The organism is Weissella muntiaci (assembly GCF_008107635.1).
Classification (GTDB): domain Bacteria; phylum Bacillota; class Bacilli; order Lactobacillales; family Lactobacillaceae; genus Weissella; species Weissella muntiaci.
Window position 1 is genome coordinate 146,749 of sequence record NZ_SDGZ01000013.1, and the last position, 14,708, is coordinate 161,456.

14 protein-coding genes, 17 tRNA genes and 1 rRNA gene are annotated in these 14,708 nt (G+C 41.8%); 3 read left to right on the forward strand and 29 right to left on the reverse strand.

The window, feature by feature from the left end; genetic code table 11:
* Positions 1 to 210 precede the first annotated feature (210 nt).
* Complete coding sequence (locus tag ESZ50_RS04965) at positions 211 to 1,302, forward strand: site-specific integrase (protein ID WP_148622502.1); 1,092 nt, start codon at positions 211 to 213, stop codon at positions 1,300 to 1,302.
* A gap of 79 nt (positions 1,303 to 1,381) precedes the next feature.
* On the opposite strand, the gene ESZ50_RS04970 is transcribed toward ESZ50_RS04965, so the two are convergent.
* The 7 genes from ESZ50_RS04970 to miaA all read right to left on the reverse strand — a co-directional run bounded on the left by ESZ50_RS04970 (position 1,382) and on the right by miaA (position 6,878).
* Positions 1,382 to 1,455, reverse strand: a tRNA-Arg gene (locus tag ESZ50_RS04970).
* 74 nt (positions 1,456 to 1,529) lie between these two features.
* Complete coding sequence (locus tag ESZ50_RS04975) at positions 1,530 to 2,036, reverse strand: dUTPase (RefSeq protein WP_148622503.1); 507 nt, start codon at positions 2,034 to 2,036, stop codon at positions 1,530 to 1,532.
* A gap of 10 nt (positions 2,037 to 2,046) precedes the next feature.
* On the reverse strand, positions 2,047 to 3,051 hold the full coding sequence (locus ESZ50_RS04980; protein WP_148622504.1) for a hypothetical protein: 1,005 nt from the start codon (positions 3,049 to 3,051) through the stop codon (positions 2,047 to 2,049).
* 1 nt (position 3,052) lies between these two features.
* Entirely contained in the window at positions 3,053 to 3,952 is a 900-nt protein-coding gene (locus tag ESZ50_RS04985; protein WP_148622505.1) for a hypothetical protein, read from the reverse strand.
* 165 nt (positions 3,953 to 4,117) lie between these two features.
* Positions 4,118 to 5,464, reverse strand: coding sequence for a type I glutamate--ammonia ligase (glnA, locus tag ESZ50_RS04990; RefSeq protein ID WP_148622521.1), 1,347 nt, complete (start codon positions 5,462 to 5,464; stop codon positions 4,118 to 4,120).
* Between the two features lie 28 nt (positions 5,465 to 5,492).
* Positions 5,493 to 5,840: a MerR family transcriptional regulator gene (locus tag ESZ50_RS04995; protein ID WP_148622506.1), complete on the reverse strand. Its 348-nt coding sequence runs from the start codon at positions 5,838 to 5,840 to the stop codon at positions 5,493 to 5,495.
* A gap of 66 nt (positions 5,841 to 5,906) precedes the next feature.
* Positions 5,907 to 6,878, reverse strand: a complete 972-nt coding sequence (miaA, locus tag ESZ50_RS05000) for a tRNA (adenosine(37)-N6)-dimethylallyltransferase MiaA (RefSeq protein WP_246111513.1) — start codon at positions 6,876 to 6,878, stop codon at positions 5,907 to 5,909.
* Between the two features lie 90 nt (positions 6,879 to 6,968).
* On the opposite strand from miaA, the gene ESZ50_RS05005 reads away from it, so the two are divergent.
* Positions 6,969 to 7,151: a DUF3042 family protein gene (locus tag ESZ50_RS05005; protein WP_148622507.1), complete on the forward strand. Its 183-nt coding sequence runs from the start codon at positions 6,969 to 6,971 to the stop codon at positions 7,149 to 7,151.
* A 111-nt stretch (positions 7,152 to 7,262) separates the two neighbouring features.
* Here the strand turns inward: ESZ50_RS05005 and ESZ50_RS05010 are convergent, their stop codons facing one another.
* The 4 genes from ESZ50_RS05010 to ESZ50_RS05025 all read right to left on the reverse strand — a co-directional run bounded on the left by ESZ50_RS05010 (position 7,263) and on the right by ESZ50_RS05025 (position 10,879).
* Positions 7,263 to 7,655 carry a rhodanese-like domain-containing protein gene (locus tag ESZ50_RS05010; protein WP_148622508.1) on the reverse strand — a complete coding sequence of 131 codons (393 nt, stop codon included), beginning with the start codon at positions 7,653 to 7,655 and terminating at the stop codon, positions 7,263 to 7,265.
* Between the two features lie 178 nt (positions 7,656 to 7,833).
* Positions 7,834 to 8,862, reverse strand: coding sequence for a COG3942 and LysM peptidoglycan-binding domain-containing protein (locus ESZ50_RS11915; protein ID WP_148622509.1), 1,029 nt, complete (start codon positions 8,860 to 8,862; stop codon positions 7,834 to 7,836).
* Positions 8,863 to 9,059: 197 nt separating this feature from the next.
* Positions 9,060 to 10,181 carry an ATP-grasp domain-containing protein gene (locus ESZ50_RS05020; RefSeq protein WP_148622510.1) on the reverse strand — a complete coding sequence of 374 codons (1,122 nt, stop codon included), beginning with the start codon at positions 10,179 to 10,181 and terminating at the stop codon, positions 9,060 to 9,062.
* Between the two features lie 20 nt (positions 10,182 to 10,201).
* On the reverse strand, positions 10,202 to 10,879 hold the full coding sequence (locus ESZ50_RS05025) for a glycoside hydrolase family 73 protein (RefSeq protein WP_148622511.1): 678 nt from the start codon (positions 10,877 to 10,879) through the stop codon (positions 10,202 to 10,204).
* A 162-nt stretch (positions 10,880 to 11,041) separates the two neighbouring features.
* Here ESZ50_RS05025 and ESZ50_RS05030 point away from each other — a divergent pair, with 162 nt between their 5' ends.
* Complete coding sequence (locus tag ESZ50_RS05030; RefSeq protein ID WP_148622512.1) at positions 11,042 to 11,989, forward strand: NAD(P)-dependent oxidoreductase; 948 nt, start codon at positions 11,042 to 11,044, stop codon at positions 11,987 to 11,989.
* Between the two features lie 32 nt (positions 11,990 to 12,021).
* Here the strand turns inward: ESZ50_RS05030 and ESZ50_RS05035 are convergent, their stop codons facing one another.
* The 18 genes from ESZ50_RS05035 to rrf form a co-directional block, all read right to left on the reverse strand.
* Positions 12,022 to 12,861: a helix-turn-helix domain-containing protein gene (locus tag ESZ50_RS05035; protein ID WP_148622513.1), complete on the reverse strand. Its 840-nt coding sequence runs from the start codon at positions 12,859 to 12,861 to the stop codon at positions 12,022 to 12,024.
* Between the two features lie 170 nt (positions 12,862 to 13,031).
* A tRNA-Ser gene (locus tag ESZ50_RS05040) sits at positions 13,032 to 13,119 on the reverse strand.
* Between the two features lie 24 nt (positions 13,120 to 13,143).
* Positions 13,144 to 13,217 (reverse strand) — tRNA-Ile (locus ESZ50_RS05045).
* Between the two features lie 7 nt (positions 13,218 to 13,224).
* A tRNA-Gly gene (locus ESZ50_RS05050) sits at positions 13,225 to 13,296 on the reverse strand.
* Between the two features lie 30 nt (positions 13,297 to 13,326).
* Positions 13,327 to 13,399, reverse strand: a tRNA-Phe gene (locus tag ESZ50_RS05055).
* A 5-nt stretch (positions 13,400 to 13,404) separates the two neighbouring features.
* Positions 13,405 to 13,478, reverse strand: a tRNA-Asp gene (locus tag ESZ50_RS05060).
* Positions 13,479 to 13,484: 6 nt separating this feature from the next.
* Positions 13,485 to 13,558, reverse strand: a tRNA-Met gene (locus ESZ50_RS05065).
* A 9-nt stretch (positions 13,559 to 13,567) separates the two neighbouring features.
* A tRNA-Ser gene (locus tag ESZ50_RS05070) sits at positions 13,568 to 13,657 on the reverse strand.
* 17 nt (positions 13,658 to 13,674) lie between these two features.
* Positions 13,675 to 13,748 (reverse strand) — tRNA-Ile (locus ESZ50_RS05075).
* A 9-nt stretch (positions 13,749 to 13,757) separates the two neighbouring features.
* Positions 13,758 to 13,831, reverse strand: a tRNA-Met gene (locus tag ESZ50_RS05080).
* A gap of 35 nt (positions 13,832 to 13,866) precedes the next feature.
* Positions 13,867 to 13,940 (reverse strand) — tRNA-Pro (locus ESZ50_RS05085).
* Between the two features lie 40 nt (positions 13,941 to 13,980).
* A tRNA-Arg gene (locus ESZ50_RS05090) sits at positions 13,981 to 14,054 on the reverse strand.
* An 8-nt stretch (positions 14,055 to 14,062) separates the two neighbouring features.
* Positions 14,063 to 14,146, reverse strand: a tRNA-Leu gene (locus ESZ50_RS05095).
* A gap of 2 nt (positions 14,147 to 14,148) precedes the next feature.
* A tRNA-Gly gene (locus tag ESZ50_RS05100) sits at positions 14,149 to 14,220 on the reverse strand.
* A 4-nt stretch (positions 14,221 to 14,224) separates the two neighbouring features.
* Positions 14,225 to 14,297 (reverse strand) — tRNA-Thr (locus ESZ50_RS05105).
* Positions 14,298 to 14,342: 45 nt separating this feature from the next.
* Positions 14,343 to 14,415 (reverse strand) — tRNA-Lys (locus tag ESZ50_RS05110).
* A 2-nt stretch (positions 14,416 to 14,417) separates the two neighbouring features.
* Positions 14,418 to 14,490 (reverse strand) — tRNA-Val (locus tag ESZ50_RS05115).
* A 4-nt stretch (positions 14,491 to 14,494) separates the two neighbouring features.
* Positions 14,495 to 14,611, reverse strand: a 5S ribosomal RNA gene (gene rrf, locus ESZ50_RS05120).
* Positions 14,612 to 14,708 lie beyond the last annotated feature (97 nt).

The window sequence follows — 14,708 nt, forward strand, 5'->3', positions numbered from 1 at the left end:
CCGGTGGCTTCTGGTTATTGGTATTAATCGTTTGGTACTTATTACGTTCAAAATAAAAAACCACATCCCCTCGCCTGGAAGCATAAGGATGTGGTTAGAGCTTTGAACCTCGCACATCTAAAGACAAACTCGATTCTGTTTATTAGTATATCAGACCTGAGTATGTCTTTAAACTACTCAATTTTTTAATAGGAAGGTTAGGTTTAAGCTATGGCCTACATATATAAACGAGGTAAAACTTGGACAGCCGACGTTTCACTTTTAATGAATGGTAAACGTAAACATAAAACAAAGTCCGGTTTTAGTACAAAAGTTTCAGCTCAGAGATGGGCAAACGAAACAGAGGTTGAAAAACAAAACAATGATCTTATTCTCGACAGCGGGCAAACTTTTCCAGATTTTTTCAGTGAATGGTACACAACATTCAAAAAAAATACAGTTGGTCGTGATGCGCAGCGCTGGTATGTATATATACTAAAAACGCTCCGAGAAAACTTTCCAAATACAAAATTAGAAACAATAACACGAGTACATTGGCAACGATTTTTAAATAAATATGCCTTGACCCATAGCGTTTCGACCGTCAAGAAATTTAATACAAGAGTTAGGCAAATGGTCCGTGACGCTGTTGCAGACGGTTATATTCAAAAGGACTTTACATACGGTGCAAAGTTTTCCGGAAAGCCTGTCAAAGATGATGATTTAAAATTTTTAGAACAAACCGATATGGGAAATTTGATTGCCTCAGTCAATTCTAAGCCGATCTCAGAGCGTTCAATGTCAGACATGATGATATTGGCTGCCCTTCAAACAGGTGCACGGTATGCTGAATTAGCCGGTATTACATGGGACAGCATTGATAACGAAAGCAATATCATTTCAATCACTAAAAGTTGGGATCAAGTGACAAAAGTTTTCAAAGGTACTAAAACCAAAAACTCAATACGAGATATCGAAGTGACAGAGCCCTTTATCCGACAATTAGAAGATTTACATGTAATATACCCCCGCTCACAGTTCGTATTTGGTGGTAACAGTGAATTTCCACCAACTAGTAATGCTGTTAATAAACAACTCAGGAGAGACCTAAGTGCGATAAATGCAGAGAAGGTTATCACCTTTCACGGATTGCGACACACTCATGCTAGTTGGCTCATCTCAAAAGGTGTCGATATTCAATACGTGTCAGAGCGATTGGGACACGCCAACATTGAGATAACTCTAAGCACCTACACACATCTCCTTAAAGAAAAGAGAGAAGATGAAATCAAGCGGTCGATCTCGTTGCTTAGTCAAATGTAGTTGTGCCTACATTATGCCTACAATTAACAAAAAAATTCCCGCAACCCCTTATAACAAAGGACTTACGAGAATCAATTTATGTACCTGGTGGGACTCGAACCCACAACCGCTCGGGTAGAAACCGAGTGCACTATCCAGTTGTGCTACAGGTACAAGTATGGATATTTAAACCACATACTATTTTACTGTTTTATCATCGATTTGGCAAACACTAATTAAGTCAATCCCTAATCGGCCAGCACTTCACGCACTGCTTGATCCAAGTTCGCTTGTGAGAGCTTTAGCTCATTCAAACCCAATTTTAAAAATGAACGCCATGCGTGTGAAAAGTCATTCTGTGTTCGCTGATGGTAGCTGTTCCACAACATTGTCTTAATACCAACAAATTGGTGTGCTAAACGCTGTTGCGGAAAACGTGCGAATTTAGCTAAATCTGCCTCCTCTAGCACCATCAAATGTGTCCACTGCTGCTTATGGCTAATCATTAAAAAAGAACTTAGGGCCGTTGCATACAGTTCATTAATTGTTGAAGCAGTCCCTCGTGCTAAAGCTGAATTATTACTATTTATGTTCAATGTTTTACTGGCTAATAATAACTCACTTAGTGCTACATCCAGATTTAAATAATCGTTTAACAATAGATCCTTAGGACTAATGGGCTCTTCCCACTCTGCATTAGCTGAGCGAAACGTTCCCCGCGCCATTCGCAAATATTCAACAAAATCTAAGCTCATTTGAATTTCGTTAGACCTTTCTTGGTTGCAACACTTCAATTTCGATCATTGGTCGCTTTTCGACTAATGGATCAGCCGTTAATTCTGCGGCTTGATTCCCAAAAATTACACCATCACTCTTAATTGCAATGTACTGTCGCTCAATCAAATACCAAGCGCCAATGAAATCATAATCCAGTAGAACGTCCAGCCATGACACAGCATCTAAGCCATCAATGACTTGGAACTGCCATCTTTGTCCGCCAGCCACAGTTGGATCAGGCACATAGAATATTCGGATCTCAATGCCGTTATTAAGAACCATCCCTGCACCGTTCTTAATACCTTGCAGGAAGAAGTCACTTTCAGCTGAAAGAATAAACAATCGATCAAGCATACCCGCTGGCATATCAAGCTGAACCAACTGATATAAGAATTCATCTTGGGTTTCCAAAATATTATAATCAACATCGTAAGCAAATTCGCGCTCAAGATAATACGCAAATTGTGTGATCAATTCTGTAAATACACGAATACGCGCCGCTGTAGTCTGTTTCCGATAACGAGCAACTAATAAATCTGTTAAATCATCAGCATTGAACAACAAACGCTTATTGACTGGCGACCAATAGAGAATCCGCAGACCAGTATTCACCTCAACAAGATACGCTCCAGCTGGATCCTGTTCATCAACCACAAACTGAAATGCTGCTGGTAGATTAATTTCGTTAGGGATCAAAGTAATTTCTTCTCGATCCTCGGGAGTAAAGATTTCATAAGAATTCAAACCTGCAAAGGTCATCAAACGATCCAAAGCCAACATATAGATGTCCGCCACGGAATACTGACGTGGGACTTTAACCCATTCGTTTTGCAAAGGGCCGCCGCTTAAGTCGCTGAGTAATTGATGAATTCGTTGTGCATCTTTAGTTTGTGCCAATTCACGTAAGTTATTCGTCATTAACACGGTCCGGTTAATGTCCTCTGTTAGCAAATCGGTGTAAGCAACAACCCGTTCCTCTAATAACTTAGACATATTACACCTCCGCAATCAGCTCGGCATCTGCTGCATCCGAACCATCTATCAAAGAGTTCAAGTAATCCGCATATAGGTTTCGTAGCGCATCCTTAAATTTCTCAAAATCACCAAACTCATCATTAATCGCTTTTTGCTCATAAATTAGAATCGTATCAGCCTTTGAATAATTTAGAATCTGAGCGTTGTTCTTCTCAATCAATTCTGGAGCAGTTAGGGCTTTGGCATCTGCCGCATCTAACTGCTGCAATTGTAACTCAATTTGACGACGTTCATCCGTGTTGGTTCGACCACCAAACAATCCCGCACGTTGTTCATCAATTGAACTAATCTGACTCATCAGTTGCATTCGCTTAGCATCACGTTCGGCTTGCTCACTGACCACTTGTTGTAATGCAGCATTTGCTTGGGTAGTTTCTTCAATAATTCTTGTATGGTAACGCTCATTGTTCTCACTAAGCGCTACCGCTTGTGCCAACATTTCAAATTCTTGATCATCAAAAATAAAACTGACTGTCAGTGGATCCAAGACACCAAAATGGCGTCGATCCCACCAGTTTCCAAAATATAGCTGGAAAACTCCCACCTTGATTTCTTCGTAGAAAAAGAATGGAAAGCGTTGCGCCAAATATTTGACCAAGTTCTTGCCTAAATGATGACTAACTTCGTCTTGAAGGTCATCAATCAGATGAGCCAACTCACGATTTGAATCAGCCTGTCGTACCGATCGAATAGTCTCGTTGTAACGCTTGCTATCAAGCAACTCATACACTAGCCGATCATCGCCAGCATCAATCGCCGTTTGAATCTGGGTCAAATAAGTAATCTTACTTTGAATCTTGCTGCCTAATACCTTTTCACCATCAGGCAATTCAGTTGTCAAATATGGTGTTTTGTCCATGATCTTTCCCCTTATAGTTATCTACCCCTATTTTATATCTATATATTAGAATATAAAATAAAATCGCCCTTTCGAGGTCAGAACCTTATTTTTATTTAATATTTATTGAGCTCCTTACAAAAAAAGCGTCAATGCCTTTTCAGCATTGAACGCTCCTAATTAACATTAATATTGCTCAAGATAAGTATCCAATTCCCATTGTGATACCTCGCGTCGGTACGCTTGATATTCCAAACGCTTTGCATCAACAAACGTCCTTAGTAACGTATCACCCAACGCATCTTTAATGATTACATCACCTTCCAGTGCCTCAATCGCATCTAATAGCGTATCTGGCAAATCCGTAATTCCAGCACGCTTGCGTTCTGCTTCGTCCATCAGATAAATATTCTGATCAACCGCATGGTTTGGTTCCAACTCACGCTTAATTCCATCCAAACCAGCAGCCAAGACACTCGCAAATGCAAGATAAGGGTTAGTTGTTGGATCAACTGAACGAAGCTCTAATCGCGTCGAGTTACCACGTGCAGCAGGAACGCGAATCATTGGCGAACGGTTAGATCCCGACCAAGCTACATAGACTGGCGCCTCAAAACCTGGTGTTAGTCGCTTATAGGAATTAATCGTAGGATTAGTAACCGCCGTGAAGTTTGCCCCATGCTTCAACAGTCCGCCTAGGAAGTGATATGCTGATTGTGATAACTGCATCTCATCCTGTTCATCAAAGAAAACATTTCCAGCCTCATTGAACAATGACATATTCATATGCATTCCATTTCCGTTAATTCCAGAAATTGGCTTTGGTAAAAAGGTCGCATATAAACCATGCTTACGCGCAATTGTTTTAACGATTAGTTTAAACGTCTGAATATTATCGGCCGCATCCAAAGCATTTGCATATTTAAAATCAACTTCATGTTGTCCCGGTGCAACCTCGTGATGTGCAGCCTCAACTTCAAAGCCCATCCGTTCCATTTCCAGCACGATTTCGCGCCGAGTATTCTCACCCATATCCAAAGGTGCCAAATCAAAATAACTTCCTTTGTCATTTAGTTGTGTTGTCGGATTACCCTTTTCATCTAGCTTGAATAAAAAGAATTCTGGTTCCGTTCCGATATTAAAGGCTTTAAATCCGCCATCATTCATATCCTTTAGAACCCGTTTTAGATTTCCGCGGGGGTCGCCTGCGAAAGGTTGACGATCTGCTGTATAGATATCAGCAATCAATCGCGCCACTTTTCCGCCACGCTCATCGGTAGCCCATGGAAAAATCATAAAGGTCGTTAGATCAGGATATAAATACATATCAGACTCTTCAATTCGCACAAAACCTTCAATTGAAGAACCATCAAACATCAAATTATTAGCTAGCACCTTCTCCAGTTGTGATACAGGAACTTCAACATTTTTAATCGTCCCAAATACATCTGAGAATTGTAGTCTTAGAAATTCAACATTCTCTTGTTTAATCAATTCACGAATATCATCTTTACTGTATGCCTTGTATACCATCATAAACTCCTCTGTTTAATCCTCGCCATCACTGTCTAAACGAATTTCCCTTACTAAATCGACCAATCCGTAACAACTCGTCAGCAAACACACGCCTCATAGCCGCTTCATCTTCACGATGAGATGCGGCCAGCTTCTTTGCATCCATTTCATGAATATCAGCGATCGAATATCCTAAATCGAGATAGTCGGCAATCTCAAATAGCCGATCAACATCCTTTAACGAGTATCGTCGCTGTTTTCCATTACCGCGCTGTGGCGTAATAAGCTCCTGCTGATCGTAATAACGGATTTGTCGATCTGACAAGCCGGTCAGTTCTCGCACAACGCCAATTGGTAATACTGCCATTTCATGCCGTAATTCCCGTTCAACCATACGTTCTGACCTCCTTGTAGATATAATAGCTCAAATTATCAATAAACATTGCGTCAATGTTAGGTTTTATGACACGAATTCTTTTAAATCGTCAATGATTCGTTGCAGATCACCTTTATGTTCAACCAAGTTGTACCAATGAATATCATCGAATTGATTGTTAAACCAAGTTAACTGGCGTTTGGCATATCTACGCGAAGCCGTCTTTAAATTCTCACTAGCTTCGTTTAGGGTAATTGCTCCATCCAAATATGGAAATAGTTCTTTATACCCAATCGCCATTTTCGCAGTGGACCGATCCGGTAATTCTTTTACCAAACGCGCTTCATCCAACAAGCCAGTTTCCATCATTAAATTAACACGTTCATTGATCCGTTCATGCAAAAGGGTGCGATCGGTGTTTAAACCAATCACAAACGCATCGTAATTTCGCTGTTGCTCTGGCCGCATTGCCGAAAAAGGCTTGCCACTATGCTTTGAAACCAGCAATGCTCGTACCAAGCGTCGCGTTTGCCCAGGTAAAATTCTTTCAGCACTTATCGAATCAAGTTGCGCTAGCGCATCCCTGACAACTTGTTCGCCCTCTTTTCTTGCCCGATTTGTCCATGTAAGCACTTCTTGTTCAGGCAGTTCAAATTTGATATCAGCCAACGGACGATCCCCTAACAGTGCTTGAACATAGAAGCCAGTTCCACCAACTATGATTGGTAAGTGACCTCGATCAACAATTTCAGCAATTTCCTTTTTCGCCATTGCGACAAACTGTGCTACAGAGAATTGTTCTTCAGGATTCGCTACATCAATTAAATGATGTGGCGCCAAGGCCTGTTCCTCGGTACTGGCCTTGGCCGTCCCAATTGATAGACCACGGTAGATCTGCATCGAGTCACCTGATACAATTTCACCATTAAACCGGCGCGCGATTTCAATTGACAACGCCGTTTTCCCCACAGCCGTCGGTCCAACAATAACAATCACTTTTGCTTGTGCATCCATATTTACTCCGATTTCAAATGTAAGTTTTACAGCATAAGTCATATCTAACCAGCAGCTCTGAAAGTTAAAGATATTAAATTTCCCTAAATATGGTAAACTTATATTAATAACAATTAAGGGAGGGACTTCATTATGAAGAAGTTCGGTTTAGGTATTTTGACAGGCGTTGCTGGAACGGTTGCCGCCGTTGCCACGGCAGCTTTTACATTCCACAAGGTTGCTATCAAGCCTCTGGAAGAAGAAGAAGCTAAGTTCGAAGCAACTAATCGTAATAGTGCTCGTAAAGCTGCTCACTCACACAGTGCCCGCTACTAATTACTATTTTATATGACTTTACCAGCTCAGCGCAAATAACTTGCGCTGAGCTTTTTTTATAAAAAAAATCAAATTGTTATACGCTATGCGCTTAACAATTTGATCTCACAATTATGCATTTGACTTTGTCTTGCCTGTCCATGTTGTAAACCCACCTTTAAGTGTGTAAACATCATTATAACCAGCCTTATGTAATTGACGCAGTGCACCCGCCAATTGTAGTCCACGCTCATCGTATAAGAAAATCGGCTTATCTTTTCGAATTGCATCTAAAGAACTCTTCAATAGACCCGCTTGAATATTCCGAGCTCCCATAATGTGCTTTACCCTAAATGCACTTGGATCGCGTAAATCAATAATTTGTTGTCCTGTCATCTTCGCATCAAAAGCAATATTCTCCAACGAGGTCGAATAGTTTTTGATTGTCATTCGATTGTACAACATCGTTCCAACGGTATAGATTGCCCAAATGGCAACAATGATTACCAAAACAGTAATAAGCATATAATTTGATCCCTTCACTTAGTCAAGTAACTTTACCAAAGTTCTGTTGTTCCTGACTAGCTTTCAAGCCATCTTTTGTATAATTTTTAAAAATTCCTAGTTAGATATTAACAATAACACACAAAAAGGCCATCCAGCTATTCTACTCGAAATAACTGCTAAGCCTCTCATTTTCTTTTTATTGATAAATGAACAAGATTCCTGATGCACTTACAGTACGACTGTGATACAAAGAACCAGCATAGTTCATTTCTGAAATATTGATTGTCCCATCACCATTAACTGAATCAACTACTGCAACGTGTCCATATCCTGATGCACCATCAAGACCAGGAGCAAAGTATGCAACAGTTCCAGCTGCTGGCGTATAACTAGTGCTGTGCCCAGCTGCTTGCGCTGAAGCTGGCCATTGGTTAGCATTACCCCAGTAATTACCAACCCAACCTAACGTACTCTTCACATACCAAGTGCATTGACCATAAGGATACGTGTTTCCTTCAGTTGAAGTACTTGCAGTGTTATCTGTGTTTGTCGTTACATTTGTGTTGGTATCTGCTGTGCTGGCAGTTGTTGTATCATTGCTTTGCGCAGTTTGTGCGGGCTGGGCAGTTGTGGTAGTTGCCTGAGCTGCCTCAATACTTTGTGCTGCAGCTTGCGATGCGGCCAATGAAGCTGCTGCTTCTGATGCCGCTGCTGCTTCTGATGCGGCAACGGCTTGTGATGCCGCAGCGGCTTGTGATGCGACAACAGCTGCTTCTGACGCAGCAGCGGCCTCTGATGCGGCAATATCAGCTTCAGTTGCTGAATCTGCTGCACCTGTGTCTGTTGTTGATACAGCCTCTGATGTAGCAACCTCCGACGTGGCAGCGGGAACAATGGTCACATTCCCATTTTCATCCAATGATAGATCATTTCCGGCAATGATCAAATCAACATTGTTCAAGCTATTTAATTGTGCAATTTGTTCAACAGTCAAACCACTCGCTTGAGCAATTACTGAAACTGTATCTCCATTGTTAATTTTATAAGTTGATCCTGCATTTTGTAGTTCTTGTTGTACTTGTGTCAATGAATTTGCTTGCCAATTTGTTGTATCAGCTGAAGCATCCGTTGTCTGTAGCATTGGAATTGCAGCGGCAGCGGCCATAACAGAGGCAGCAACTAAACCTTTATTTGTATTTTTTGCTAGAAATGTATCTTTATTCATGTTTAATAAGATTCCTATCAGTTGTTGTATTTTTCTTTAAAGAGTTAACCAAAATTTATTATACGACAGATTTATGACAGACTCTTTACAGAAAATTAACAATTGAACAGATGTCACAGGTAACCCACTCTCTTAATTAGAGCGGCAAATCCTTACAAAAAAGAGTCCTCTCATGGTGAAAGGACTCCTTTTCAGCGTTATTCTTTAAAATTCCAAACATTGGCGATCTTTAACTGATTCAAAAGATCATCTGTTTTTTCGCCACTCGCTAGAACATAGCCAGCTTGTTTTTCTTGATGTTCCCAGAATGTACTAATACGCCATTCCGGTTTGATTTGCCAGTGACGGTACAAAGCTGGCTTCTGCCCATCCACAAAGGGCATGAGCACCGTAGGTTTAATCAGTTCAACATTGATCAAGGCTTGACCAGTGATCGCTCTCAAATGTTGCTCTGGAACAGCGATATTTGTGGCCAAGTCATAAACACGCGCAGTTTCGGTTATTCCAGCCGCTAGATCACGTACATATAAGAAGCCATTGTTACCATACAAAAACGAAACTGAGTATGCACCAACATAATTAACAGCATCACCTAGTCGCTGTGTTATTGCACGCACCTCATCGCTAAATTCAGGCGTAACATTTTCAACAATCCACGCTCGTCGTAGGCCATTTTCATCAACTTCGGTTTGACGCAATGGGTAAAAGACAAATTCACCCTTTTGATTACGAACCGCAGTCATCGCGAACTCGCGAACATTGTCTAACCAAGTTTGGACGATCAACGTACTTCCATCGATCAGACTGGCCACATTTCCCAAATCCCATTCACCTTGCAGTACAACCGTCCGTTCATGTTGTTGATGCTTAAAGATTGGCTTAACTACAACCGGGAAGCCCAATTGCTTAGCAGCCTCAACCACTTCATTTAATGTTGATACCATTACATAAGGTAAAATGTTCATTGATTGGCTTTCGAAGAGCGCTCGTGACATTGCATGATCATCAGTTAGCTCCAGCATTTCCTTACCCTGTGGCAATTTCTCTAGGTCCAATTTATCAATCAACTGACTTGGTAACCATGATGAACCATAAGTAATCATATTTGAAAGTGTAGAAAACTCATTCTGAACCTGTTGCCAGTTTTCCGATTGGGCAATGAACTTCAGATCTGCATATTCTAAAGCTGGGGCCTTCGATTCCACTGACAAAACCGCAGTGTGGTAACCCATTTTCTTAGCGGCGATAACCAAATCTTGGCTTGCCCGATTCTGTCCATAGATTCCAATTGTCAGACCTGGTAAAAGTGTTTCTTGCATAGTTGTTAAAATCCCTTTCATTAGCTTTTATCGTATTTATACAATTGGTAGGTTTTTATTATCTGGATGACCTTCTTCGAATAATCCGGGTCAGTCGCATATCCACCTTGGTATAGAGCATTGGCAGAATCTTCATAGGTTGCCCCATTAATTACGCCAGCATAACGCTGTGGATTATCCGTCGTACCGTTTACAAGTAATTTTGCATGAGCTTCCAAGGATTCCTGCCATGAACTATATCGTCGAAAGGATCCATCAACCGTAATCCATGTTCCATTTTCAAATTCTTTCGTTGCCATCGTTACTGACGGCTGGCCACTAGCAGCCTTGACACCAAAGAAGTTATAGTATTGAGTTGAAAGTTTTGAGTGTCCCCAATCAGATTCCAAAGCAGCTTGAGCAATCGAAATCGATGCTCGTACCTTATAAGTCGTTTCCAGACTCTCAGCTTCAGGTTTAAGTCGCGCAATAAATTGATCTTTAGTTAGTTGATCAAACGGCTTCTTTGCTAAATTCACCGCCGCCTGCTCCTTAACTTGGCGCTCCAAGTCCGTTGCGTAGATTGAAATACCAACAATCAGAATCAACGCTAATAATACACGTCCCCAAAGGACTCGGCCTCTTCGCAAAAAAAGGTTCGCCGGCTTTAATTGTTGAAGCCTTTTTCGCCAAGCTCCTTTTTTTTTGCGTTTAGCCATCCTATTACCTCCAAACCTAATCCTTTTAATTCTATCATGATGAATTTAATAATTGAGCATATCATTTATAAATTAAAATTATCTCAACCTAAGTGCTTGTTTTTTTACCAGTCACAGTTAAACTATAAGGAAAGTAAACGCTAGAGAGGTAACAATTTTATTATGGCACACACAATACTCGCGCTCGCAGACTTAACGCCTGAGCAAACAAAATCATTATCAGAACGTGATTTTATCATCCTATCACCAATTGACATCCAGGAAAAGGATTATGCCTCAATCGAAATTATGTACGGTTGGGAACCTATACTTGGACAAAAAATCCTCAGTACACCCAACCATAAGTTGCAATGGATTCAGTCGATTTCTGCTGGAGTCGATTATTTTCCATTAAAACAACTAAAAGATGCAAATGTCATTCTAACCAATGCTAGTGGTCTTAAATCAGTTCCAATCGCTCAGTCTGTTTTGGGATATATCTTATACTTTGCCCGTGGACTGGATTATTATAGCAAACAACAAAGTTGGCAAACCATGCTTGATCAATATAGCATTGCAGAGTTACCAACCCTTATCTTTGGCACCGGCCAGATTGGTCAAGAAATTGCCCGCCAATTAAAGGCATTAGGTGGCACTGTGTATGGTGTAAACTCAACCGGACATCCAGCAAATAACTTTGATAAAACCTTTGCTCTCAATAACTATCAAGATGCACTTAACCAAGTTCAAACAATTGTTAATGTCCTACCATCAACTAATGAAACTGAAGCATTCTTCAATCAAGCATTCTTTGCGCAACTTGATCAAGCCTTCCTGTACATTAACGTTGGACGCGGTACGACAACAGACGCATCGGCATTACTATCCGCACTTGATCAACATCAAGTCCGTCATGCTGCACTTGATGTTACAACTCCGGAACCCTTGCCTGCTGACTCGCCACTTTGGAATCATCCGCAACTATTACTTACCCAACATACCAGTTGGGTAGAGCATAACGCTCAAACTCCAGCAAGTAATTTATTCGATATTTTTGAGCAAAATATTTCTAATTATCTCACTGGACGACCTTTAACAATAAACGTCGTTAACCTAGCCAAAGGATATTAACCCGCTCAGACATGCATAAACGCATGTCTTTTTTAATAGGTAAAGTACGGTTTGACCATTTCCTTTAAACCAGCATCTTTAGAGAACTCTGCTGCCGCGTATGCCAACATAAGTGCCTTCTGCTTCTCCTCCGTCTTATGCAGATATTTTGCACAGTGGGCCTTTAAGATTTGAATCTCTACTAACAAATGATATGATTCATTGCTAATAATTTGCTCGATTGCTTTTTCTAACTCTTCATTTGCATGCAAGAAATTCTCAAACGCATAATAGATCTGTGCAATCCGATAATGCACTAATACAATTATTTCGCGACCGGCCTCTATCTGATATTTCGTTAGCCGAGCACGTTTACGCAATGTCTCAGTCAACATCTCCTGCGCATTATTTTGATCACCCATTACTAGCCAAACATAGGCCATTTCTGCATACATTTCTACGAGCAAGATTAACTTATTCGCCCCGGTAGACTTTATTGCCAATTGTAAGGAACGAATTGCCGCCATATAGTTTTCTTGCCCGATATACATTTTAGCGTACAGCAGATGAAACTCAGCCAATGAATGTGGTAGTAAAGAATTCTGTAATTTTTGATTTGATAATATTTGTCCAACCTTATGCCATTGCTGACAATTTAAGGCTTCCCTTGCTGTCTGTAAAGGTCTCAGTTCACTATGACTTCCCTTTGTTACATCAGAGATTGATATCTGTAGTCGGTCACAAATTCTGAGTAGTATTGTCATACTCGTAATATGATTCGTATTCTCCAATCTAGATACAAGTGACTGGTGGCAAATGTCATCCGCCACCATTCGTTGTGATAGTCCCAACCTGATTCGTCGATTCCTTATGAATTCACCATTTACAATCACAATTCTATACCTCCTTTTCAAAATTCAGTTTAGCATTTGTGATTTCACAAACAAGCGACCCCATTAACAATCTAGCCCCGTTCATAATTCGTATCGATAAAAAAAGCAGTACATTAAATGCACTGCTTCAATAAATTTAATTAATAAAAAAAGAGCTTTCGCTCATCATACGGGGACAGAGGGATTCGAACCCTCGCGCCAGTTTCCCGACCTACACCCTTAGCAGGGGCGCCTCTTCAGCCTCTTGAGTATGTCCCCATGTCAAAGATTGCTCTTCAACTATAGGACTGAGAGGACTCGAACCTCCGACCTCACCGTTATCAGCGGTGCGCTCTAACCAGCTGAGCTACAATCCTATAAAGAAGCGGACGACGGGAATCGAACCCGCATTCCCAGCTTGGAAGGCTGGAGCACTAGCCATTGTACTACATCCGCATAGCTATTAAATTATATGGCTCTCACCAATGGCGCGGGACGGAATCGAACCGCCGACACATGCAGCTTCAATGCATTGCTCTACCGACTGAGCTACCGAGCCATAAACGGTCACAACGGGACTCGAACCCGTGATCTCCTGCGTGACAGGCAGGCGTCCTAACCAGCTAGACCATGCGACCAAATAATTGCGGGTGTAGGATTTGAACCTACGACCTTCGGGTTATGGGCCCGACGAGCTACCAGACTGCTCCAACCCGCGATAATAAAAAGGAGATAGAGGGATTCGAACCCCCGCGCCGGTTTCCCGACCTGACGGTTTTCAAGACCGTTCCCTTCAGCCAGACTTGGGTATATCTCCATGAAGTATCAGTCCAATGGACCTTGTTGGACTCGAACCAACGACCGGACGGTTATGAGCCGTCTGCTCTAACCAACTGAGCTAAAGGTCCTGAGTCAAATCGCGGCGGGGGGAATCGAACCCTCGACCTCTCGGGTATGAACCGAACGCTCTAGCCAGCTGAGCTACACCGCGAAAAAAATACTCCAATATTAGACGTTAAACGTCAATCGGGACGACAGGATTCGAACCTGCGACCCCCTGGTCCCAAACCAGGTGCTCTACCAAGCTGAGCTACGTCCCGAGCAAACCAATATTAACCTGTAAAGATATATTCTTTACAATGCACCTAGCAGGACTCGAACCTGCAACCTTCTGATTCGTAGTCAGACACTCTATCCAATTGCGCTATAGGTGCAATACTTATGCTGGCTACCGGGATCGAACCGGTACGATGTCTCCATCGCAGGATTTTAAGTCCTGTGCGTCTGCCTATTCCGCCAAGCCAGCAAAGCGAACGACGGGAATCGAACCCGCGACCCCTACCATGGCAAGGTAGTGTTCTACCGCTGAACTACGTTCGCATGATGCCGACTAAAGGACTCGAACCTTCGACCCCCGCTTTACAAGAGCGATGCTCTACCAACTGAGCTAAGTCGGCGACATGTATATGTTTTTGACCGGATGGCAAGCAAACACATGCCAATGGGTTGTCAGGGGCTCGAACCCTGGACCAGCGGATTAAAAGTCCGATGCTCTACCAGCTGAGCTAACAACCCGATGGACGTTACAGGGATCGAACCTGTGACCCCCTGCTTGTAAGGCAGGTGCTCTCCCAGCTGAGCTAAACGTCCAAATGCATCGCGATGTCCTATCCTCGCAGGAAGAGATCCTCCAACTACTTTCGGCGCTACTGAGCTTAACTTCTGTGTTCGGTATGGGAACAGGTGTATCCTCAGTGCCATCATCACGACACGTGCTATTTAATAGCATTATGAGATTAATTATCTCAAAACTGAACCTATTTGTCAATCATTTTATTAGCCGATTTTATTACACTGCTTTTACTTGG

What these genes read in the sequence shown, in the direction of transcription:
- ESZ50_RS04965 (WP_148622502.1), top strand. Translation starts at nt 211, where the DNA reads ATGGCCTACATATATAAACGAGGTAAAACTTGGACAGCCGACGTTTCA.
- ESZ50_RS04975 (WP_148622503.1), bottom strand. Translation starts at nt 2,036, where the DNA reads ATGAGCTTAGATTTTGTTGAATATTTGCGAATGGCGCGGGGAACGTTT.
- ESZ50_RS04980 (WP_148622504.1), bottom strand. Translation starts at nt 3,051, where the DNA reads ATGTCTAAGTTATTAGAGGAACGGGTTGTTGCTTACACCGATTTGCTA.
- ESZ50_RS04985 (WP_148622505.1), bottom strand. Translation starts at nt 3,952, where the DNA reads ATGGACAAAACACCATATTTGACAACTGAATTGCCTGATGGTGAAAAG.
- glnA (WP_148622521.1), bottom strand. Translation starts at nt 5,464, where the DNA reads ATGGTATACAAGGCATACAGTAAAGATGATATTCGTGAATTGATTAAA.
- ESZ50_RS04995 (WP_148622506.1), bottom strand. Translation starts at nt 5,840, where the DNA reads ATGGTTGAACGGGAATTACGGCATGAAATGGCAGTATTACCAATTGGC.
- miaA (WP_246111513.1), bottom strand. Translation starts at nt 6,878, where the DNA reads ATGACTTATGCTGTAAAACTTACATTTGAAATCGGAGTAAATATGGAT.
- ESZ50_RS05005 (WP_148622507.1), top strand. Translation starts at nt 6,969, where the DNA reads ATGAAGAAGTTCGGTTTAGGTATTTTGACAGGCGTTGCTGGAACGGTT.
- ESZ50_RS05010 (WP_148622508.1), bottom strand. Translation starts at nt 7,655, where the DNA reads ATGCTTATTACTGTTTTGGTAATCATTGTTGCCATTTGGGCAATCTAT.
- ESZ50_RS11915 (WP_148622509.1), bottom strand. Translation starts at nt 8,862, where the DNA reads ATGAATAAAGATACATTTCTAGCAAAAAATACAAATAAAGGTTTAGTT.
- ESZ50_RS05020 (WP_148622510.1), bottom strand. Translation starts at nt 10,181, where the DNA reads ATGCAAGAAACACTTTTACCAGGTCTGACAATTGGAATCTATGGACAG.
- ESZ50_RS05025 (WP_148622511.1), bottom strand. Translation starts at nt 10,879, where the DNA reads ATGGCTAAACGCAAAAAAAAAGGAGCTTGGCGAAAAAGGCTTCAACAA.
- ESZ50_RS05030 (WP_148622512.1), top strand. Translation starts at nt 11,042, where the DNA reads ATGGCACACACAATACTCGCGCTCGCAGACTTAACGCCTGAGCAAACA.